This window comes from Malikia granosa, assembly GCF_002980595.1.
Lineage (GTDB): Bacteria > Pseudomonadota > Gammaproteobacteria > Burkholderiales > Burkholderiaceae_C > Malikia > Malikia granosa.
In genome coordinates this window covers 21,470-41,979 of sequence record NZ_PVLQ01000053.1, presented here as the reverse complement: position 1 = coordinate 41,979, position 20,510 = coordinate 21,470, and the positions used below count along the sequence as shown (strand labels likewise).

23 protein-coding genes and 3 pseudogenes are annotated in these 20,510 nt (G+C 65.0%); 15 read left to right on the top strand and 11 right to left on the bottom strand.

Annotated features, from left to right (window positions below):
* Positions 1-651: 651 nt before the first annotated feature.
* Positions 652-1,539: a LysR substrate-binding domain-containing protein gene (locus C6P64_RS13325; RefSeq protein WP_105749053.1), complete on the bottom strand. Its 888-nt coding sequence runs from the start codon at positions 1,537-1,539 to the stop codon at positions 652-654.
* Between the two features lie 101 nt (positions 1,540-1,640).
* On the opposite strand from C6P64_RS13325, the gene mdlC reads away from it, so the two are divergent.
* The 5 genes from mdlC to C6P64_RS13300 all read left to right on the top strand — a co-directional run bounded on the left by mdlC (position 1,641) and on the right by C6P64_RS13300 (position 7,592).
* Complete coding sequence (mdlC, locus tag C6P64_RS13320) at positions 1,641-3,245, top strand: benzoylformate decarboxylase (protein ID WP_105749052.1); 1,605 nt, start codon at positions 1,641-1,643, stop codon at positions 3,243-3,245.
* A 33-nt stretch (positions 3,246-3,278) separates the two neighbouring features.
* A complete protein-coding gene (locus C6P64_RS13315; RefSeq protein ID WP_105749051.1) occupies positions 3,279-4,730 on the top strand; it encodes an aldehyde dehydrogenase in 1,452 nt (483 codons plus the stop codon).
* A gap of 13 nt (positions 4,731-4,743) precedes the next feature.
* Positions 4,744-5,694 carry a ketopantoate reductase family protein gene (locus C6P64_RS13310; protein ID WP_105749050.1) on the top strand — a complete coding sequence of 317 codons (951 nt, stop codon included), beginning with the start codon at positions 4,744-4,746 and terminating at the stop codon, positions 5,692-5,694.
* Between the two features lie 37 nt (positions 5,695-5,731).
* Entirely contained in the window at positions 5,732-6,706 is a 975-nt protein-coding gene (locus C6P64_RS13305; RefSeq protein WP_105749049.1) for a Bug family tripartite tricarboxylate transporter substrate binding protein, read from the top strand.
* Positions 6,707-6,935: 229 nt separating this feature from the next.
* Positions 6,936-7,592 carry a Bug family tripartite tricarboxylate transporter substrate binding protein gene (locus C6P64_RS13300; RefSeq protein WP_105749048.1) on the top strand — a complete coding sequence of 219 codons (657 nt, stop codon included), beginning with the start codon at positions 6,936-6,938 and terminating at the stop codon, positions 7,590-7,592.
* Between the two features lie 165 nt (positions 7,593-7,757).
* Here the strand turns inward: C6P64_RS13300 and C6P64_RS13295 are convergent, their stop codons facing one another.
* Positions 7,758-8,393 carry an SOS response-associated peptidase gene (locus tag C6P64_RS13295; RefSeq protein ID WP_105749047.1) on the bottom strand — a complete coding sequence of 212 codons (636 nt, stop codon included), beginning with the start codon at positions 8,391-8,393 and terminating at the stop codon, positions 7,758-7,760.
* 250 nt (positions 8,394-8,643) lie between these two features.
* On the opposite strand from C6P64_RS13295, the gene C6P64_RS13290 reads away from it, so the two are divergent.
* Positions 8,644-8,904, top strand: coding sequence for a DUF5710 domain-containing protein (locus C6P64_RS13290; RefSeq protein ID WP_105749046.1), 261 nt, complete (start codon positions 8,644-8,646; stop codon positions 8,902-8,904).
* A gap of 106 nt (positions 8,905-9,010) precedes the next feature.
* Here the strand turns inward: C6P64_RS13290 and C6P64_RS13285 are convergent, their stop codons facing one another.
* Together C6P64_RS13285 and C6P64_RS13280 are read right to left on the bottom strand one after the other, a co-directional pair.
* The gene (locus C6P64_RS13285) at positions 9,011-9,583 is read right to left on the bottom strand and encodes a flavin reductase family protein (protein ID WP_105749045.1); all 573 of its coding nucleotides are present in this window, start codon (positions 9,581-9,583) and stop codon (positions 9,011-9,013) included.
* 107 nt (positions 9,584-9,690) lie between these two features.
* Positions 9,691-9,921 (bottom strand): annotated as a pseudogene (locus C6P64_RS13280) (LysE/ArgO family amino acid transporter); the annotation flags it as partial.
* 96 nt (positions 9,922-10,017) lie between these two features.
* Here C6P64_RS13280 and C6P64_RS13275 point away from each other — a divergent pair.
* From C6P64_RS13275 to C6P64_RS13240, 8 genes are all read left to right on the top strand, one after another.
* Positions 10,018-10,227: a hypothetical protein gene (locus C6P64_RS13275; protein ID WP_105749043.1), complete on the top strand. Its 210-nt coding sequence runs from the start codon at positions 10,018-10,020 to the stop codon at positions 10,225-10,227.
* A 140-nt stretch (positions 10,228-10,367) separates the two neighbouring features.
* Positions 10,368-10,715, top strand: a complete 348-nt coding sequence (locus C6P64_RS13270; RefSeq protein ID WP_170073105.1) for a DUF2946 domain-containing protein — start codon at positions 10,368-10,370, stop codon at positions 10,713-10,715.
* Positions 10,716-10,800: 85 nt separating this feature from the next.
* A complete protein-coding gene (locus C6P64_RS13265) occupies positions 10,801-11,376 on the top strand; it encodes a cyclic nucleotide-binding domain-containing protein (RefSeq protein WP_105749041.1) in 576 nt (191 codons plus the stop codon).
* Positions 11,373-11,564 (top strand): cytochrome oxidase putative small subunit CydP, encoded by a 192-nt coding sequence (gene cydP / locus C6P64_RS13260; RefSeq protein WP_105749040.1) that lies wholly within the window; start codon positions 11,373-11,375, stop codon positions 11,562-11,564. The genes C6P64_RS13265 and cydP overlap by 4 nt, the downstream gene beginning before the upstream one ends.
* Entirely contained in the window at positions 11,554-13,110 is a 1,557-nt protein-coding gene (locus C6P64_RS13255; protein ID WP_105749039.1) for a cytochrome ubiquinol oxidase subunit I, read from the top strand. The genes cydP and C6P64_RS13255 overlap by 11 nt, the downstream gene beginning before the upstream one ends.
* A 13-nt stretch (positions 13,111-13,123) precedes the next feature.
* Positions 13,124-14,266 (top strand): cytochrome d ubiquinol oxidase subunit II, encoded by a 1,143-nt coding sequence (gene cydB / locus C6P64_RS13250; protein WP_105749038.1) that lies wholly within the window; start codon positions 13,124-13,126, stop codon positions 14,264-14,266.
* 15 nt (positions 14,267-14,281) lie between these two features.
* Positions 14,282-14,437, top strand: coding sequence for a cytochrome bd-I oxidase subunit CydX (cydX, locus tag C6P64_RS18800; protein ID WP_105749037.1), 156 nt, complete (start codon positions 14,282-14,284; stop codon positions 14,435-14,437).
* An 11-nt stretch (positions 14,438-14,448) separates the two neighbouring features.
* Positions 14,449-14,718 (top strand): cyd operon YbgE family protein, encoded by a 270-nt coding sequence (locus C6P64_RS13240; RefSeq protein ID WP_105749036.1) that lies wholly within the window; start codon positions 14,449-14,451, stop codon positions 14,716-14,718.
* A 70-nt stretch (positions 14,719-14,788) separates the two neighbouring features.
* Here the strand turns inward: C6P64_RS13240 and C6P64_RS13235 are convergent, their stop codons facing one another.
* Positions 14,789-15,499 carry a class I SAM-dependent methyltransferase gene (locus tag C6P64_RS13235; RefSeq protein ID WP_105749035.1) on the bottom strand — a complete coding sequence of 237 codons (711 nt, stop codon included), beginning with the start codon at positions 15,497-15,499 and terminating at the stop codon, positions 14,789-14,791.
* 65 nt (positions 15,500-15,564) lie between these two features.
* Between C6P64_RS13235 and C6P64_RS18590 the strand changes: the two are divergent.
* Positions 15,565-15,690, top strand: a pseudogene (locus tag C6P64_RS18590) (IS5-like element ISCARN85 family transposase); the annotation flags it as partial.
* A gap of 263 nt (positions 15,691-15,953) precedes the next feature.
* Here C6P64_RS18590 and C6P64_RS13230 read toward each other — a convergent pair.
* From C6P64_RS13230 to C6P64_RS13210, 6 genes and pseudogenes are all read right to left on the bottom strand, one after another.
* Positions 15,954-16,193 carry a thioredoxin family protein gene (locus C6P64_RS13230; protein ID WP_105749034.1) on the bottom strand — a complete coding sequence of 80 codons (240 nt, stop codon included), beginning with the start codon at positions 16,191-16,193 and terminating at the stop codon, positions 15,954-15,956.
* Between the two features lie 28 nt (positions 16,194-16,221).
* Positions 16,222-17,667 (bottom strand): permease, encoded by a 1,446-nt coding sequence (locus C6P64_RS13225; RefSeq protein ID WP_211296847.1) that lies wholly within the window; start codon positions 17,665-17,667, stop codon positions 16,222-16,224.
* 90 nt (positions 17,668-17,757) lie between these two features.
* Positions 17,758-18,486: an arsenical resistance protein ArsH gene (gene arsH, locus C6P64_RS18585; protein WP_245911734.1), complete on the bottom strand. Its 729-nt coding sequence runs from the start codon at positions 18,484-18,486 to the stop codon at positions 17,758-17,760.
* Between the two features lie 84 nt (positions 18,487-18,570).
* A pseudogene (gene arsC, locus C6P64_RS18580) lies at positions 18,571-18,906 on the bottom strand (arsenate reductase (glutaredoxin)); the annotation flags it as partial.
* Positions 18,903-19,931 carry an ACR3 family arsenite efflux transporter gene (gene arsB / locus C6P64_RS13215; protein WP_105749032.1) on the bottom strand — a complete coding sequence of 343 codons (1,029 nt, stop codon included), beginning with the start codon at positions 19,929-19,931 and terminating at the stop codon, positions 18,903-18,905. The gene arsB and the pseudogene arsC, both read right to left, overlap by 4 nt.
* A 75-nt stretch (positions 19,932-20,006) precedes the next feature.
* Positions 20,007-20,501 (bottom strand): arsenate reductase ArsC, encoded by a 495-nt coding sequence (locus tag C6P64_RS13210; RefSeq protein WP_105749031.1) that lies wholly within the window; start codon positions 20,499-20,501, stop codon positions 20,007-20,009.
* Positions 20,502-20,510: the final 9 nt, after the last annotated feature.

Genomic DNA, 20,510 nt, shown 5'->3' with positions numbered 1-20,510 from the left:
CTTGACCTGCTCGCGGGTCTTAGGGGCAGCAGCATCGCCGGCCAGCGCCGAGCCGGCAGAGAAGGCGGCCAGGGTGAGCGCGAGGATGGAGGCGTAGGTGCGTTGCATGATCAGTTTCCTTTCAGGTTGAACCAGAAGGGCTGCAGCCTGGAAGGCTGGCTGCATGGCCCTGTCGATGGACTCAACTGTAGAATTTCCTTCAAAATAGATAAATAACGGTTTTGTTTTCTTAGTATTTCTAATATAGAAACAATCCAGGACTTGAATCCAGCCGAGCCGTCACGGTGGTCCCGCTCACGGTCACCTGGTCACCCAGAACTGGCCAGGAACAAGCCACCCAGGACTCTGCCCATGGTCAGGCGCAACGGGATCATGGTGGCAGTGGCTGCCCCCTGAGCGGGGACGTATGCATGGATCGGCTTGTTCCGCCTCGAAGGGGTTGCGGTCGTCGGCTAAGGTCTGATGGCTGACCGGTATCGGCCAGGAGCGGTCGTTGGATGTGAAGACTTCGAGTTTCAGCTGTGGCTGATATGCGGCCGTTCCACTCTCATCCGCAAGCTCCAGACATGCCAACATGATCCCGTCCGCAGTTCCTGCAATTCAGCCAGCAATGGAGGTGTTCAGTCCAACTTGACCCACAGCTGCGTACAGCTAGTCACGTTGAAAGAGGCGCAGCAGTACTTCCCGTGTCCACCGGACCAAGGGCGAATGCGCATGCCGCCGGCTCCAGTGCACAGAGACCGTGAAGTCGTTGGAAGGCAGCTCGGTGTCGAGAAGCTTGAAGCCGTTGGCCGGCGTAAACTCCCGCGCGATCGCCTGCGGCATCAAAACAGCGAGGTCGGTGTTCTTCACGATGTCCGGCAGCGCAAGAAAAGTCGAGGTGGTGAGTGTGATCTTGCCGTCCAAGTTTGCCGCCTGCAGCATCTCCAGCGTCTGCGCGTGCGAGCGCACCGCGATCCAGTCCAGCGATTGCATATTGCGCAGCGTCAGCCTGGTCTGCCCGGCGGCAGGGTGCCCAGCGCGTAGCAGGACAACGTAACGGTCCGTCAGCAGCTTCGCATGGGCCGAGGTGGTGAGCTCGGGTAGGAAGCCGATGGCCAGATGGATGTCGCCGCTGTCCAGTGCACCGCCGATGTCTTGCTGCGGCCAGGTCCTGGCCCGTAGCCGGATCCCGGGGGCCACGCACCGCATCTCGCGCATCAACGATGGCAGAAAGCGGGCCTCGCCGATGTCCGTGAGGTGGATGCGCAGTTCGGCCGTGGACCGTGCTGGATCAAAAGCGTTTTCCGAAGCGAGGCCTTCCTCAATCTGCGCGAGCCCTGACTGCACGGAGCGGGCCAGATCCTCGGCGCGTAACGTCGGCCTCACACCCCCCCGCGTTCGCTCGAACAGCGGATCGCCCAAAACCAGGCGTAGGCGCGTGAGCGCCTGGCTCGTGGACGGCTGCGACATGCCGAGCAGCTCAGCAGCGCGGCTCACGTTGCGTGTGCGGTAAATCACGTCGAATACGCGCAGTAGGTTTAGGTCGAGCTGTTCCATTTATTGGATTATCCAATATCACTTAGTAAGCTCATATTGTTGTCAGGATGTCTCAGGTTCTCGACACTGTGCGTACTTCGACACCCATCGCCCACAACACCATGCCCACTGACACCAGCAACCGTCCCACCGTGCGCGAGGCCTTCCTGCGCCTGATGCGCGACCTCGGCATCGACACCGTTTTCGGCAACCCAGGTTCGACGGAACTCCCCATGTTCCGCGACTTTCCCAAGGACTTTCGCTATGTGCTGGGCCTGCAGGAGTCCGTGGTGGTCGGCATGGCGGACGGCTACGCGCAGGCCACGCGCAATGCTTCCATGGTCAACCTGCATTCGGCCGCCGGGGTAGGGCACGCGATGGGCAACATCTTCACTGCATTCAGGAACCAGACGCCGATGATCGTGACGGCCGGTCAGCAGGCGCGCTCCATCCTGCCCTTCGATCCCTTCCTGTCGGCTAGCCAGGCTACCGAGTTGCCACGGCCGTACGTGAAATGGGCTATCGAGCCAGCGCGCGCCGAGGACGTGCCTCTTGCATTGCTGCGTGCCTACCAGATCGCCATGCAGGCGCCCTGCGGCCCGGTGTTCATATCCATCCCCGCAGACGATTGGGACCGCCATACCGACTGGGTACCGGTCCGCCAGGTGAGCCATACGGTGTCGCCTGATCCGGCCATGTTGGCGCAACTCGTGCAGGCACTGGACCGCAGCCAGCGCCCGGCCTTCGTGGTCGGTGCAGGAGTGGACCGCGACGACGCTGTCAATGCGGTAGTGGCACTGGCCGAGCGGCACCAGGCAGCCGTCTACACGGCCCCGATGAGCGCGCGCTGCGGCTTCCCGGAGAAGCACCGGCTGTTCTCGGGCTTTCTGCCCGCGATGCGCGAGCGCATCGTCGAAGCGCTGGCAGGCCACGACCTCGTAGTCGTGCTCGGGGCGCCAGCCTTCAGCTACCACGTGGAAGGCCAGGGTCCCCACGTTCCGGTCGGCACAGACCTGTGGCAGGTCGTCGACGATCCGCAGGTGGCGGCCTGGACGCCCGCGGGCACGGGCATTCTGTCCAGCGTGCACCTTGCCGTCGCCGCGCTGCTGGCCGCGCCGGCACCGACCACTCCCCGCACGACACCGGAACCCCGTCGTCAGGCACCGCAGGCCGAGCCGTCCATGCCGATGTCCGTGGCATTCGTGCTGCAGACACTGGATGCAGCTCGCGGCCCTGATGACGTGGTGGTCGAGGAAGCGCCTGGCTCGCGCGGCGTCATGCAGGCGTGCCTACCGATGCGGGGCTCCGACTCTTTCTACACCATGGCCAGCGGCGGGCTGGGGCATGGCATGCCGGCTGCCATCGGCGTGGCACTCGGTCGCCAGAAGCTTGGCCTGCCAGGCCGCGTCATCGCGCTGATCGGCGACGGCTCCAGCCTCTACGCGATCCAGGCCCTGTTCACGGCCTCCAAGCTGAAGCTGCCTATCAGCTTCATCATCCTGAACAACCAGCGCTACGCCGCTCTGCAGGACTTCGCGCCCGTGTTCGGCTATGCGCCTGGTGACAAGCCCGAGGGCACCGACCTAGAGGGCCTGGACTTCGTTGCGCTGGCCAAGGGCCACGGTCTGCCGGGCCAGCGCGTCGACCGGCCTGAGGTGCTGCGCCACGCGCTGGAAAGCGCGCTGACGCACCCAGGGCCCTGCCTGATCGAACTCGTCGTGGCCTGAGCCGCCCTTTCTTTCCCACCCATGGAGACACATATGCAGCAGATACAACTCCTCATCAACGGCGAAAAATGCCTGGCCAGTCAAGGGCGCTTCTTCGAACGACACAACCCGCTGGACGGCGAAGTCGCCACGCTGGCCCCCGCCGCCTCCGCAGCCGATGCCGTGCGCGCGGTCGAAGCCGCAAGCGGAGCCTTCCCAGCCTGGTCGCGCATGGGCCCCAGCGCCCGCCGTGGCCTGCTGCTCAAGGCGGCTGCGGCGTTGGAAGCCAAGGCCGACGCTTTCACGGCCGCCATGGCGGCGGAAACCGGCAGCTCGGCTATCTGGGCAGGCTTCAATGTGCACGTGGCGGCCGGCATGCTGCAGGAGGCTGCCGCGCTGACCACCCAGGTCGGCGGTGAGGTCATCCCCTCCGATGTGCCGGGCAGCTTGGCCATGGCCGTGCGCCAGCCCGCGGGCGTGGTCCTGGGCATGGCACCGTGGAATGCACCTGTGATACTGGGTGTGCGCGCCGTGGCCACGCCGCTGGCCTGTGGCAACACCGTAGTGCTCAAGGGCTCCGAGCTTTCACCGGCCACCCACGGCCTGATCATTGAAGCCTTGCAGGAGGCGGGGCTGCCGCCGGGCGTAGTGAACTTCGTGACCAACGACCCGGCCGATGCCGGCGCCGTTGTCGAGGCCATGGTTGCGCACCCTGCGGTGCGCCGCATCAACTTCACCGGCTCCACGCGCGTGGGCAGGATCATCGCCGCGCTGTGCGCCAGGCACCTCAAGCCGGCAGTGCTCGAACTGGGCGGCAAGGCCCCTTTGCTGGTGCTCGAAGATGCGGACCTGGATGCTGCCGTCAATGGCGCGGCCTTTGGCGCCTTCGCTAACTCGGGTCAGATCTGCATGTCGACCGAGCGCATCATCGTAGACGCGAAGATCGCTGACGCTTTCGTGGCCAAGCTCGCCGCCAAGGCGCAGGCACTGCCCCTGGGAGATCCGCGCAAGGGTCCCGTGGTGCTGGGCTCGGTGGTCGACATGCGCACCGTGGAGCGTTGCAACGCACTGATTGACGACGCACTAGCCAAGGGCGCCAAGCTGGTATGCGGCGGCAAGGCGGACTCGACCTTGATGCCTGCCACGCTGCTCGACCACGTGACCCCCGACATGCTGATCTATCAGGAAGAGAGCTTCGGGCCGGTCAAGCCCATTGTGCGCGTGGACGGGGTGGACGCAGCTGTCGCCTGCGCCAACGACAACGCCTTCGGCCTGTCTGCCGCGGTCTTCAGCCGCGATGTGGCTAAAGCCTGGAACGTGGCCCAGCGCATCGAGTCGGGCATCTGCCACATCAATTCGCCGACCGTGCACGACGAGCCGCAGATGCCGTTCGGCGGCGTGAAGGAGTCCGGCTACGGCCATTTCGGCGGCCGCGCAGGCATCGACTCGTTCACCGAGCTACGCTGGATCACGGTGCAGACCGCCGAACGCCACTACCCGTTCTGACATGACGAACCGCATGAAGATCACGGTGGTCGGCGCTGGCGCCATGGGCTCACTCTTCGGTGGCTTGCTGGCCGAGCGAGGCCACGAGGTAACGCTAGTCGACGTGAATGCCGCCCATCTACAAGCTATCCAGTCGCAGGGGCTCCGGCTGCACACTGACCAGAGTGACCGCCACATCCGCGCACTGCGCGCGTGCCGACCGGATGAGGCCGACGGCGTGCCAGATCTGGTGCTCGTGTTCACCAAGACACTGCACACCGCCAGCGCACTGGCCGGCGTGGCCCACCTGATCGGTCCAGAGACACACGTGCTGTCACTGCAGAACGGCCTGGGCAATGTGGAGGTCATAAGCCAGCACGCCGCACTAGGGCGCATCCTCCTCGGCGTGACGACATGGCCCGCAGACCTCGTGGGGCCTGGTCATGTGCACTCGCATGGACAGGGCGTCGTGCGCCTTATGTCGGCGGACGGCCGCGACCGGCCTTTCGTGGCTACTGTGGCACAAGCGCTCGACGAAGCCGGCCTGGCCTGCACCGTGGATGCGGCGGTGTGGACCGCCATCTGGGAGAAGGTGGCTTTCAACGCTGCCCTCAACAGCATCTGCACCGCCACCCAGTGCACGGTGGACCAGCTCGGCGCGATCGACGATGGACCGGCTTTGGCCTTTTGCGTGGTCGACGAGGTCCTGGCCGTCGCGCAGGCGCAGGGCGTTACGGTCCATGCTGATGCCTGCAAGGCGCGAGTGGCAGATGCGATTGGGCGGCACGTGGGTCACAAGCCTTCGATGCTGCAGGACGTGCTGGCGGGCCGACGCACCGAAATCGAATCCATCAACGGCGCCGTGGTGGCTGCCGCAGCAGCACACGACATTCCCGTTCCTTGCACGCGCACTTTGTTGCAGATCGTGCGGCTCGTGCAGGCCCGCCAGGCCGGCACCGCGCCCGCAGGCTCGGTCATCCATTGAGCTTTCTTTCTATTTTTCCTCAAAACCGGAGACAACCATGCGTACTCGACGTTCCCTCTTGATAGCCGGCGCCCTCCTGGCCAGCAGCTGCCTTGGCGTGGCCCAGGCCGACAACTACCCCTCCAAACCGGTGCGCTGGGTCGTGGCCTATGCGGCCGGCGGGGGCTCGGACGCGCTAGCTCGCGCCATCGGCACCCAGTTATCCACGCAGCTCGGCCAGCCCGTGCTGATTGACAACAAGCCTGGTGGCGCCACGGTAATCGCCTCCGAGAATGTGGCCAAGTCGCCCGGTGATGGCTATACCGTGTTCACTGCTGACAACGGCACGCTGGTGTTCAACACAGCACTGTTCAAGAAGCTCTCCTACGATCCTCAGAAGGACTTCACCTCCATTGGCATGATGGCGCGGTTCCCGCTGCTGCTAGCTGTCAACCCGAACGCCGGCTATGTCGACGCGAAGGCGTTGCTCGCTGCCGCGAAAGCCAGCCCTGGCAAGCTCAGCTTTGCCACCCCGGGCGTCGGAAGCCCGCACCACCTTGCTATGGAGATGCTCAAGGCCCGCAACAACCTGGACCTGGTGCACGTCGCCTATCGTGGTGCGGCGCCCGCCATTCAGGACGTGGTGGGTGGGCAGCTACCGTTGATGGTCGTGGACTCGGCCGCGGGCATGCAGATGATGAAGGCCGGGAAGCTCAAGCCGCTGGCCACCTTTTCCAAGTCGCGCCTGGCGTCCATGCCCGACGTGCCGACCCTGATGGAATTGGGCTACACGGACATTGAGGCGGTGGCGTGGCAAGGCCTTGTCGTTCCGTCGTCCACGCCCAAGAACATCGTCGCCAAGCTCAGCACCGAGCTGCAGAAGGCCATCCAGTCCGATCCCGTGCGCACCCAGTTCGCCACCATGGGGATCGAGGCGACGCCCTCCGACCCCATCGCTATGCAGAAGCATTGGGCCCAGGAGGGCCAGTTCTGGCCACGTCTGATCCGCGATCGCAACATATCGCTGGATTGAGTTCGACGGGCTACGGCCGCCATAACTGCCGTTCTGTTCGGGTCGACGGCCGTGCTTAGAGGCGGTGAGATCGGCCGAGAATCACCGCCATTGTTTCAACGCTGCAGCACCCGCAAGCGGTGCCTGCGCCGCCGATGACAAAGAGCCCTCGCGCAACCAACTCCTTGAACACACACGTGAACAACATTTCTTCTTCTCGCATTACAGTCGAGCGGCATGCGCGGCATGCGTGGATGGCCTGCTCTGGCAGCGCTGTCCCTTGCGCTGCCCGGGTTGGCATTCGGCGAATGCATGGCCTTCCAAACCCATCAAGATCATCGTTAACTTCCCGCCCGGCGGCGCTGCGGACCAGATCGCCCGTTCGCTGACGCAGCCTTTGCAAGAAGCGCTTGGCCAACCCGTGGTGGTGGAGAACAAGAGTGGCGCGGGCAGCAACATTGGCGGCGAGGCGGTGGCAAAAGCGCCGCCAGACGGCTATACGCTGTTGATGAGCTCGGGTGGCATGGTATCGGTCAATCCGCACATCTATCCGAAAATGCCGTTCGATCCCACCAAGGATCTGGTGCCGGTCGCAACTGCAGCACGTGTTCTCGTCTTTCTGGTGACTTTGACGAGCTTTCCAGCCAAAGACGCCACAGGATTTCTTGCCCATATCCGGGCCAAGCCGGGAAAGTTGTCATTCGGTTCTCCCGGCAATGGCAGCTCGCCGCATCTGGCTGCAGAGATGATGAAGTCTCAAGCGAAGGTATTTGCTATACATGTTCCGTACCGTGGTGCAGCACCCGCGCTGAACGACCTGCTTGCAGGGCAGTTAGAATTTCTCTTCGATCCTGGCGTCGCCATCCCGCATATCAAGGCGGGCCAAAGGTGCTCGCCGGTTGATTGACCACTTCGGTTCGACTGCAGCCAGCCGACAATCCTGCTTAGCAATGCAGCTTCCAGCCTCAACCAGCATCAGCCAAATGATTCAATCGGTGTGATAGTTGCAGACCTCAAGCAATCACCCAGCATGCCCCAAGTCCCAGGTGCGCCATGGCTGCGCAGCTCCTGTCTATGAGCTCATCCATTCCGCCGGATACTGCTGCAGGAAACCGGCTGCGTGCCCCAGTGGCGCATGCAGCCAGTCGTGGTGGCGCTCATCCGGCAGGATCACCACTATGCGCTTCTCGTCCTGCGGCTTGTGGAACTGCCGCATCAAGGGATGATCGTCGGCGTTGATGGTCAGCATGCTGTAGCTGCGCACGATGCGGCCATCGGGCGAGCGCCAGCCGGTCCAGATGCCGGCCAACCCCATCGGCTTGCCGTCGGCGCGCGCGATCCGCGTCGCTACCGCCTTGCCGCTGCGCCAGTCGGGCTCGAAGATTGCATCGGCCGGGATGATGCAACGCCGTCCAAGCCGCCAGGCGTCCCGGTAGCTGGGCTTCTCGGCTACCGTCTCGCTGCGTGCGTTGTAGGTGCGGCGCGAGATCGTCGAATCCTTGGCCCAGTGCGGGATCAGGCCGAACAAGCCGGCCATCGCCTCGCGCTCGGGTGGAGCGCCGCCATGATCCTCGGGGCGCGGCCGACGGATGAAACTGCCCCCATGGCCCGGCCACAGGTCATGCTGCTCGGCACCCTCTGGCAGTTCGACGCCAAAGTGCCGGCGGTAGAGCTCGGGATCGATGGTGGCTTGGTAATGGCTGCACATGCCGCCATCCTAGCAAGGCCATGCTTGCCTGTTTTTTGAGCGCCGCATGAAAGGCGAATCGAAACAAGGACTTGCCTGATCTTTTCCGTACTTTTCCACAAGCTTGGCCACGTCGGCTGGGGATTCACCGGGTACCAGGCCCAGTCATGCAACCACGGCGCTGGCCGCCACTGGAAATCTGACCCCGTTGTTTGGCAGCAGCGACCACCTCCGGCCATCAGCCATGCGATCTGCCCCCGACAATAGCGGAATGCGGATCAACCTCAAGACTCCCTTCGCCGAGAAGGACGAAGCCAAGGCGCTCGGCGCGCGCTGGGACCCGAAGAAGAAATGCTGGTACATCCAGAACGTGGCCAATCTGACGCCGTTCGCGCGCTGGATCAGCGACTCGCCCAGATCCCCCAGCTCGGGGCAGTCGAACGGGCCAGTCGTCACGGGCGGTCCGGTTGTCGCTGGCTGCGGCTGCCAGGTGCTGCCTTGGGAAGACTGCGAGCACAGCGCCAAGGTCTGAGCCAGCCGGTCGCGGCGCGGACCACCGGACCACCCGCGCAATGCATGCTTGGAGCCAGGCGTTTGCAGCCTGGGTTTGGTGCATCTTCTTCGGCCGCCCGGCAGGCTCACCCCTGCACGGTTTTTCCGGCCACGATGAACTGGCCACCGGCGACATGGTGCAGCGTGCGCAGCTCGTCCGGGGCCGCGTCGAAATGCCAACGTCCCTGGCAGAACACCCGCTCGTCGGCCCAGGCGGCTTCCACCTGGCCGATGAAAAGGTCGTAGGCCTGCTGATTGTGCAGCTCGGGCAGCAGGCGGCAGATCAGCCAGCCGACGCAGCCCTGCACCAGGGGCAGCTCATGCCCGGGAGCGTTGAAGATGGGCACGCCAAGCCGGCTGAGCTTGTCGGGCATCTGCTTGGCGCTGTGCGTGCCAACCGCCACGGTCAGCTGGGCCTGGGCCACGCAGGGCAGCTGCAGCGCAAAGCAGCCACTGGCCTCGATCAGCTCGCGGGTGCGGGTGGCCTTGTCCAGTACCACCGTCACCTTGGGAACGTCGCCGTAGTCGAGCACGCCGGCCCAGGCGGCGGCCATCACGTTGTCCGTCCCGTCGTGGCGGGCTGACACCAGCACCGTGGGGCCGTGGTTCATCAGGCGGTAGCACTTGTCCAGCGGGACGGGCGTGAAATGTTCGGGCATGGTGGCTGGTGATGACATGGACAGGACTTTAGCGGTTCCGGCACTGTCCTGTCTGCGCACGATCAGCCCGCAGCGCTTGCTGGCGCCAGTGGGCCGCCAGCGGGGCCTGCCCGCGGCCTGGCGAACCAGGGTGCCAGCCGGCGGGCACCGAAGCCGAGCAAGCTGAAGCAGAACAGGCTGGCGGTGCCGGCACCCACGACGAACCAGCCCTGCAGCGGCATCGGCTGCTGGGTACCCAGGGTGCCGACCAGCAGCCCCATGTCCAGATAGACATGGGGGTCGAGCAGCGTGAACGCCACTGCCTGGTGCACGATGGCACTTCGGCGCAGCCCCTGGCCTGAAGTTCAATGCCAAGGACGAATTGCAGCAGCGCTAGATCGAGCGGCACTGCGGTAGCCCAGTCGACCTGCACTCCCACACCCTGCCCTAACCCCATGCGTTTGTCGCGGCAACCCTGGGTAGGCCTGGGCTGGGCCCTGCATCCGCAGATCCATCTGGACAGTGGTGGCATGGTGGAGCTGGTGCCTGGCTCTCCGCTGGACGTGCCGTTGTACTGGCAGCAGGCCAGGATCGCCTCCCGGGTGATGGACTCGCTGAGTCACACCGTGGCCAGCTCGGCAAGAGCGGAGCTGATCCAGGACTGACCCTTGGCATGTCGGTCAAGGAGTCAAGGAGCGCGCAGAATCGAAGGCCATCGGCGCCCGGCCAGGCTGGCAGCTTGGGATCTATAATCGTTACTATGTTGCGAAACTGTTCGACCCGGCGTTTCACCGCATGGCTTTCCATGCTGGTGCTGGTGTTGAACGCGCTGATGCCACTGGCCGCCCAGGCCATGCGCGCATCGGCCGGAGCTGGAGATGCGATCGAGATCTGCACCTCGACCGGCATGGTCCGAGTGCCGACCGACAAGGCCGACAGCTCCAACGGCACGGACAAGTCCCGCGCAGCCCAGATGCAGGACTGCCCGTTCTGCCAATTGCACGACGATCAGCCCTGGCTGCCACCCGTGCCCGTCGCCTTGCCACGGGTCCAGCACCATGCCGACATGCCGCCCGCCTTCTACCAGGCGGCGCGCACCTCGGCCGTCTGGTTGACCGCGCTCTCGCGCGGACCGCCCTCCCTCCTGTCCTGATCAATTTTCGCCCCGGCAACAGGGCAGTTGGGTCGAGCTCGCTGCCAGTTCAGCGCTACGACCCGGATCAATCCAGGAGTTTCAAATGTTTCAGGACAATGGGTTGTCGCGCGATCATGCGCGCGGCAGCATGGTGTTTGCCGCAGGCGAAGCCGGCCCGCTCTGGCGCGTGACGCAGGGGCTGGTCGCGCTTCAGACCCCTCTTGCCGCAGGTGGTAGGCTGGTGCAGCTTGCCGTCGCTGGCGACCTGATCGGGATCGAATCGCTGTGCGAGCGCCCCTATGCGCTCGAGGCCTGTGCGCTGACCACCTGCCGGCTCGAGCCGGTCGGGCTGGATGGCGAGCCTGATCGGTCACTGTTGATGCGCGAGGCGCTGCTGCTGCAGCAAAGTCGCAGCATCGACATGGCGGAGCTGCGCACGGGTGCGGTCTCGGACCGCTTGTCGCAGATGCTGCAGCTGCTGGGCCATGACTGGCGTAAGCTGCAGTCGGCGCCGCCACGCACCATCGAGGCGATCCGCTGCGAGCTGCCCGTTCTCAGTGACCTGGCGCGTGCGATCGACGCCCAGAAGGAGACCGTCTGCCGCGTGCTGGGCCGCTTGCTGCCCCGCAACCGGCCGCGCCGCGCTGCGGCCAAGGCATCGCTGGAGCTGGCGACATGAAGGCGACAACTCATCCGCTGCTGCGTCAGCTGGCCTGGACCATTGTCATCAAGCTGTTGCTGCTGACCGCGATCTGGTGGGCTTTCCTGGCCGACCAGAAAGTTAAGGTGGATGCCGAGCAGGCTTCCAGCCATCTGCTGCTGCGCCCCACCACTGAGTCAAGCAAGGAGCAAGGTCATGATTTCTGATCAACTGGTTGACCTGTCGCGGCTGCAGTTCGCCGCAACCGCGATGTACCACTTCCTCTTCGTCCCCTTGACCATCGGCATGGTCTGGCTGCTGGTGATCATGGAGAGCGTCTATGTCATGACGGGCAAGACCGTCTGGAAGGACATGACGCGCTTCTGGGGCAAGCTGTTCGGCATCAACTTTGCGCTCGGCGTGACGACCGGCATCACCTTGGAGTTCCAGTTCGGCACCAACTGGGCCTACTACTCGCACTATGTCGGCGACATATTCGGCGCGCCGCTGGCGATCGAGGGCCTGATGGCCTTCTTTCTCGAGTCTACCATGATAGGGCTGTTCTTCTTTGGCTGGGATCGGCTGCCCAAGACACAGCACTTGCTGGTGACGGTGCTGATGGCGATCGGCACCAACCTGAGCGCGCTCTGGATCCTGATCGCCAACGGCTGGATGCAGAACCCGGTCGGCGCCGAGTTCAGCTTCCAGACCATGCGCATGGAGATGACCGATTTCTGGGCCGTGGTGTTTAACCCCGATGCCCAGGCCAAGTTCGTGCACACGGTCTCGGCGGGCTACGTCACGGGCGCGATGTTCGTGCTGTCGATCTCGGCCTGGTACCTGCTCAAGGGCCGCAACGTCGAGTTCGCCAAGCGCAGCTTCCGCGTCGCCTCGGCCTTCGGACTGGCTTCGGTGCTGAGCGTGATCGTGCTCGGCGATGAATCGGGCTACATGGTCGGCGAGGCGCAGAAGACCAAGATGGCCGCCATCGAGGCGATGTGGGAGACCGAGCCGGCACCGGCTGGCTTCAACGTCGTGGCCTGGCCGAACGAGGCCAGGCAGGCCAACGACTGGGCGATCGAGATTCCCTGGGTCATGGGCCTGATCGGCACGCGCTCGCTCGACAAGGAGATTCCGGGCATCAAGGAGATCAAGGCCGAGAATCGCCGTCGCATCGAGAACGGCATCCACGCCGTGGTCGCGCTCGAGGCCCTGCGCAAGAACCGCCAGGACGCCGCAGCACTGCAACTGTTCGAGCAACACAAGGCTGACCTGGGCTTTGGTCTGCTGCTGAAGAAATATGTCGTCGATGTGCGCCAGGCCACGCCCGAGATGATCCAGCGGGCGGTCGACAGCACCGTGCCGCGCGTCGCGCCGATGTTCTGGGGCTTTCGCGTCATGGTCGGCCTGGGCTTCCTGATGCTGGCCCTGTTCGCCCTGAGCTTCTGGAGCACGCTCAAGCCAGGCGGCATGATCAAGCGCCCCTGGCTGCTCAAGTGGGCGCTGTGGATGCTGCCGGCGCCCTGGATCGCCTGCGAGCTCGGCTGGTTCGTCGCTGAGTATGGTCGCCAGCCCTGGACCATCTACGGCGTGCTGCCCACGCACCTGAGCGTCTCGACCCTCAGCGTCGAGAGCCTGTACGGTTCGCTGGCCGGCTTCGTCGGCTTCTACACCGTGCTGTTGATCGTCGAGATGTACCTGATGGTCAAGTTCGCTCGTCAGGGTCCTGGCAGCCTGGGAACTGGCCGCTACGACAACGAAGTCCACGCCTGAAGGAGAAGCTTCCATGTTCGATTACGAAACCCTCAAGGTCATCTGGTGGCTGCTGGTCGGCGTGCTGCTGGTCGGCTTCGCCATCATGGACGGTCACGACATGGGCGTGGGCACCTTGCTGCCCTTCGTCGGCAAGAACGATATCGAGCGGCGGGTGGTCATCAATACCGTTGGCCCGCACTGGGACGGCAACCAGGTCTGGTTCATCACCGGCGGCGGCGCCATCTTCGCCGCCTGGCCGCTGGTCTACGCGACCGCCTTCAGCGGCCTCTACTGGGCGATGCTGGCGGTGCTGTGGGCGCTGTTCTTCCGCCCGGTCGGCTTCGACTACCGCAGCAAGATCCACAATGCCACCTGGCGCAGCGTCTGGGACTGGGGCCTGTTCATCGGCGGCGCCGTGCCGCCGCTGATTTTCGGCGTGGCCTTCGGCAACCTGCTGCAAGGCGTGCCGTTCCATTTCGACGACTACCTGGTCTCCACCTACACCGGCAGCTTCTGGCAGTTGCTCAATCCCTTCGCCCTGCTCGCGGGCGTGGTCAGCAGCGCGATGATCACGATGCATGGTGGGGTCTATCTGGCGCACCGGACCGAAGGCCGAATCCAGCACAGGGCCATCAGCGGCGCGCTGATCGCCGCCATGGTGACGGTGGTCAGCTTCCTGCTGGCCGGGCTCTGGCTGCGCCTGGGCGGCATCGAAGGCTACGTCATCACCTCGGTGGTCGATGGCGGGGCCATGCCCGACCCGCTGGCCAAGACCGTCGTGCGTGCCGCCGACGGCTGGTGGCGCAACTATGAGCAGCAACCGCTGCTGTGGCTGCTGCCGGTGATGGCCACCTGCTCGGCGCTGGTGACCATGGCGCTGCTGATCGCTCGCCGCACCGGCCTGGCCTTCATCCTGTCGTCGCTGGCTATCACGGGCGTGATCGGCACGGCGGGTGCCGCCATGTTCCCCTTCATCATGCCGTCGAGCACCATGCCCAACGCCTCGCTGACGGTCTGGGACAGCGTCTCGAGCCACCTGACCCTAGGCCTGATGCTGGTGGCCACGCTGATCTTCATGCCGCTCATCGTGATCTACACCAGCTGGGCCTACCGCGTCATGCGCGGCAAGGTCACCGAGTCGCATATCCGCGCCAACGAGCACAGCGCCTACTGAAACGAGGAGAAAACCATGTGGTACTTTGCCTGGATGCTGGGGGTGGGCTTCGCCATCCTGTTCGCGATCCTGAACGCGATGTGGGGCGAGAACGAGGAAGCGCGCGAGGCCGCTTTCGCAGCGCAGGGGCTGCCCCCCGATCCGGTGTCAGACAGTCCGGTCGGGCACTGAGGCTGACTGCGATGTCGACGCAAGCCGGGCTGCACTGGCCCTCCCTCCTGGTAGCAATCGTGCTGATGCTGCTGGGCTCGATCGCTCCGGTCTACCTGGCCGATGCACAAGGCCAGGCCAGCCATGGCCTGGCGACGCTGGCCTTCTGGGCCATGAGCGCGGGCTTCGTGCGCGGGGTCGGCTTCATACCTCAGACCAGGCTCTGGCGCTGGCTGTTCTCCGGCTGGGCCTGCACCATCGCCCTGGCAGCGGCCCTGCTGGTGCGCCTGTCGACCGGCTGAGAACCGGCCGGCTCGGTGCTGGGATTGCCGCCCTGAGCGGGGAGCTGGGCAGGGCTATCCCGGCCGCGCTTCAGTGACCCGTACGACGCAGCAGCCGGACATGCATCGGGCGCACGAAGCGGGCGCCCTGCGGGCCCATGTGCGGCTCGAATGCCGCGCGCACGCGGGTGATCACGGCGTCGCTCAGGTCATGCTGGGCAAAGCTGGGGCGCATCATGCGCTGCTCGAACTCGTCGAAGTCGCGATAGCTCACGGCCTGCGCGAAGCGGCGCTCGGTCACCGCTTCCCACTGACCCGTCGTGGCCAGCGCCTGATCCAGCGCGGCCTGTGCCGCGGCTCGCACCACGCCCTCGTCGTTGAACAGCCTGACCAGCTCGTTGAGGGCGCCGTCGTAGATCGGCTCCGAGACATAGAGGTGGCCGCCCGGCTTCAGGACCCGGGCCACTTCCGACAGGGCTTGCGGCAGTAGCGGCAGGGGCACATGGTGCAGGGACTTGAGCATCAGCGCCAGGTCGAAGCTGGCCGCCGGGAAAGGGATGTCCTGTGCGCCGGCAGACAGGAAGTCGAGCCCGGCTTGCGGCTGCGCGAGGTTCCTGGCGTGCTGGATGGCATCCACCTCCAGCCCGGTGACATGGCAGGCGGGAAAGCGTTGCAGCAGCTGGCGTGCCAGCCTGGCGTTGCCGCAGCCGAGCTCGATGAGGCGCAGCCCTGGCAGGGGTACCAGGTCGGCCAGCAGTTCCAGTTCGTTCTGCAGCAGGGGAAGTTGGTCGGCAGCGTACATCTGGGAATGAAGAAGGTTCAAGGATTCCTGGCCTGGGATGATACCCCCATCTGTATTTAGACCCATGGCACAGCATCTACACGCGAATGAGCCGTTGGACCAAGGCCGGTATGCTCGATGCCGTGTTCGAGCGCCTGCAGAGGCAGCGCCTGATGCAGGTTCGCATTGAAGCGGTGAGCCTGGACTCGACGATCAGACCGACGCGCGGGTCTCGGCCGACATGGTGGAGGCTGGCGGCCTGGCGCCGTGGCAGGACTGGAACTGGCTCGACCGTGAGCCTGCTGCTTGACGGCGTCCGTACAGCGCGGACCCGCCGGCGATGCACGGCTACCTGACGAGCCTGCCGGGTATCAGCCGGATCCATGACCTGCACAGCTGGGCCATGGACATCGCCACTGAGCTGTGACGCACAGGCCATGGAGGCGGCACGGCAACTGGGGCCGGCGCTGTTGGCTCAGGCACCGGTCAGCCAGCCCTGCACCTCGGCCACGGTCGGGATATGGGCGCTGCTGACCACTTTTTCGTTGATCACCAGGCCTGGCGTATGCAGGATGTCGTAGTTCAGGATTTCATTCATGTCGGTGACCTTGACGAAATCGACCTCGATGCCGGCGTTGGTAGCAGCCTCGCGCGCCACGGCCTCGAGCTTCTTGCAGTTGGCACAGCCGGGGCCGAGAATCTTGACAGTCAGCATGGTGTTCTCCTTCGATGGGTCAGGTGGTTCAAACGGGAGCCGATTTGCGTTGACGCTGGCGGAGCCAGGCCAGACCGGCCGCCAGGACGGCAATGAACAGGCCCAGGGCCAGGCTCAGCGGCAGCCAGCCCAGACCGTCGACCCAGGCACCGTACAGCAGGCCGGCGCAGATGCTGAACAGCGCCACCAGGCCGACGTAGGCGGCGGTCTTCTGACGCCCGATCACGGCCGCGACCATCAGCATGCTCTGCAGGCTCAGTTCAGGGTCGGCCATCAGGTAGGCCAGCAGCGGGCCAGGGTGCATGCCCAGGTCGAGGAACATGCGCGCCACCGGCACCTCGACCAGGGTCGGAAAGTACATGAATACGCCAAAGAACACCGCGACCGCGTTGGCCAGCACCGTGTTGCTGCCGGCCAGCGACTCGATCCATTCCGGCCGGATGATCTGGCGCACCATGCCGACGATGAAGACTCCCACCACCAGCAGCACGAAGATCTGCTTGACGAAGCGCCATGCCTCCCACATCCAGGCCTGGAAGTCGTCGGCGTTGAGTTGGCGCGCAAAATGCCAGCAGGCCCCGAGCGAAGCCGCCACGGCCAGCACGCGACCGGTCAGTCCGACTTCCAGCCCGTTGGCGACTGGCACCAGGCGCAGCGCGGCGACCAGCAGCGTGGTCGCGGTCAGGCCCAGCGTGACCCAGGTCCAGCGGTTCGGGCCCTCGATGATGTTCTCCATGCCCTTCCAGGCGGTAATGGAAATCAGCAGCAGCAGCGCGATCAGCACCGAGCCCTGGAAGCTCACGCCCTCCTCGCCCTTGGCGGCATCGAAGGGCACCCAGGCGGACAGAGTCGCCTGCCAGTCAGCGGCCCAGGACAGCGGCAAGCTGAAGCGGGCGAAGGTCTCGGTCAGCGGCCAGAGCTTGAGCGTGCCGGCGATCAGGACCGCGACCAGCGACAGCAGCAGGCCAGTCGCTGCTCGCCCGACGCTGGCCTGCTCGGCGAACAGAGTGTCGGTCTGGGCATCATGGCTGGCGTCATCCTTCCAGAACAGCATGGCCATCAGCAGACCGATGCCGACGCCAAACAGCAGACAGAGCAGCAGGCGGGCGGCAGCGAACTCCGGCCCCAGGATGCTGCCGGTATAGGCCAGCGCCATGATGTTGCCGGCCGGCGCGAAGAACAGGAAGGTGATGGCCGGCCCGATGCCGGCGCCCTTGCGGTAGATGCCAGCGAACAGCGGCACGATGGTGCAGGAGCAGACCGCCAGCAGCGAGCCGGCAGCGGCAGCCGCCGGATACGAGACCTGGGCCGGCGTGTTGCGCCCGAGCCAGCGCGTGATGCTGGCCTTGGGGATCAGCGCGGCCATGGCGCCGGCGATGAAGAAGGCCGGCAGCAGGCACAGCAACACATGTGCCGCCAGATAGGCGGCCAGGTTACCAGCGCCGCCCCCCATCAGATGCCAAAAATAGTCCACTGGATGCTCCCTTTTTTGAATCCTAGTTCTGGCCCATGCGCAGGGCAAGCCATTTCCGACATGGACTGCAGGGCAGCAAGACTGACTGTTTCAAATTGCGGCCTGGTTGACGCGCTTCATCAGCGCCTCGGCACTTTCCTTGCGCTCGCTGTAGCGGTCGACCAGATACGGGGCCACATCGCGCGTCAGCAGGGTGAACTTGACCAGCTCCTCCAGTACGTCGACGACCCGGTCGTGGTAGCTCGACGGCTTCATGCGGTTGTTCTCGTCGAACTCGAGGAAGGCCTTGGCGACCGAGGACTGGTTGGGAATGGTGAGCATGCGCATCCAGCGCCCGAGCACCCGCATCTGGTTGACGGCATTGAAGGACTGGCTGCCACCGCAGACCTGCATGACAGCCAGCGTCTTGCCCTGGGTCGGCCGGATCGCGCCCACGCTCAGGGGAATCCAGTCGATCTGCGCCTTCATGATGCCGGTCATGGCGCCATGGCGCTCGGGCGAGCACCAGACCATGCCCTCGCACCACTGGGTCAGCTCGCGCAGCTCCTTGACCTTGGGATGCGTTTCGGGCGCGTCGTCAGGCAGCGGCAGCCCGCTCGGATTGAAGATCCGGGTCTCGGCGCCCATGGCCTGCAGCAGGCGGGCCGCTTCCTCGACCAGCAGGCGGCTGAAGGAGCGCTCGCGCAGCGAACCGTAGAGCAGCAGGAAACGCGGCGCGTGGGCGGAGGGTGTCAACGGGCGCAACTGCTGTGGGTCGGGTACACGGAAATGCTCGGCAGCCAGCTGCGGCAGATCCGCCAAGGACTGCGCGGCAGGCAGGACGCGCCGGCCATCGGCATCGATGACCACTTCGCCATCCTCCTTGGTGAACGGTCCCTGCTGCGGATTCGGCAGGATGTCGAGCACGGCCTCGGACGGCCGGCACAGCCGCACGCCCAGCGGCGTCACGACGATCGGGCGCTGGATCAGCACCGGATGCTGGCCGATGAAGTCGAGCAGCTGCTCGTCGCTCCACTTCGGGTTGCCCAGGTCCAAGGCCTCGTAGGGCGTGCCCTTCTGGCGCAGCAGCTCGCGCACGGTCATTCCCAGGCGCAGCAGCAGCACCTTGAGCTCGTCGCGACTCGGCGGGGTCTTGAGGTACTCGACCACGTTGGGCTCGACGCCGCTGTTGCGGATCAGGGCCAGCGTGTTGCGCGAGGTGCCGCAGCCGGGGTTGTGATAGATGGTGATGAGGCTCATCGGATGACTCCTGCGACTGCCTTGGGCTTCCAGGCATTGACCATGGCCACCAGCGACAGCATCACCGGCACCTCGACCAGCACGCCGACCACGGTGGCGAGAGCCGCGCCCGAATTCAGGCCGAACAGCGAGATCGCCACCGCGACCGCGAGCTCGAAGAAGTTCGAGGTACCGATCAGGCAGGCCGGCCCCGCCACCTCGTGCGGCAACTTGAGCCACCTGGCGCCCCACCAGCTGATGAAGAAGATACCGTAGGTCTGCAGCACCAACGGAATCGCGATCAGGCCGATCACGCCCGGCTGCTCGACAATCGTGCCGGCCTGGAAGCCGAACAGCAGCACGACGGTGGCGATCAGGCCGACGATGGACCAGGGCTTGAGGCGGGCGGTGAAGTCGGCTATCGCCTGCGTCGAGCGCTGCTGAAGCAGATGGCGCGTTGCCATGCCGGCAGCCAGCGGCAGCACCACGTAGAGCACGGTGGAGAGCACCAGCGTCTCCCAAGGCACGGTCACGTCGGTGACGCCGAGCAGGAAGGCCGCGATCGGCGCGAAGGCCACCACCATCACCAGGTCATTGATCGAGACCTGGACCAGCGTGTAGTTGGCATCGCCCTTGACCAGCTGGCTCCAGACGAAGACCATCGCCGTGCAGGGCGCCACGCCGAGCAGGATCATGCCGGCGATGTACTGGCTGGCCGATTGAGGATCGACCCAAGGCGCGAACAGGTGCTGGAAGAACAGCACGCCCAGCGCCGCCATCGTGAAGGGCTTGATCAGCCAGTTGACCACCAGCGTCAGCAGCAGGCCCTGCGGCTTCTTGCCGACATCGCGCACCGCATGCCAGTCGATCTGGATCATCATCGGATAGATCATGACCCAGATGAAGACCGCGACCACCAGGTTGACCTGGGCGAACTCCAGCGCAGCGACCGCCTGGAACAGGCCAGGGAAAACCAGCCCAAGGACCACGCCGGCGGCAATGCCGAGCGCGACCCAGACCGTCAAGAATCGTTCAAACAGACCCATGGGGCTTACCTCTTGCAAAAGTCGAAAGCCCGGACTCATGCGAGCCCAGGCCTTGTGGTCTCAGACCTGGTCGTTTCAGGCCTGACCGATCCGGTCGAGTTCCGTCTGCAGCGACAGCCGGCTGAGCTTGTCGAAGGACAGGTTCGCCAGCAGCGAAATGCGACGGTTCAGCACCAGGAAAGCGTCGGAGAAGGCCTTGCGCCTGGTGATTTCGTCGCCTTCAACGGCCACCGGATCGGGCACGCCCCAATGCGCCGAGATCGGCTGGCCCGGCCAGACCGGGCAGAGCTCGGCCTTGGCGTTGTCGCAGACGGTCAGCACGAAGTCCATCTTGGGCGCATCCGCAGCGGCGAACTCATCCCAGTTCTTGCTGCGCAGGTTCTCCAGGGGAAAGTGATTGCGCTGCAGCAGCTCGATCGCATAGGGATGGACCTGACCGGCCGGCTGGCTGCCGGCACTGTAAGCCTGGAAGCGACCCATGCCCTGCAGGCGCAGGATGGATTCGGCCATGATGCTGCGCGCCGAGTTGCCGGTGCAGAGGAACAGGACATTGAAGGTGCGGGGGGTCATGGTCAGGCT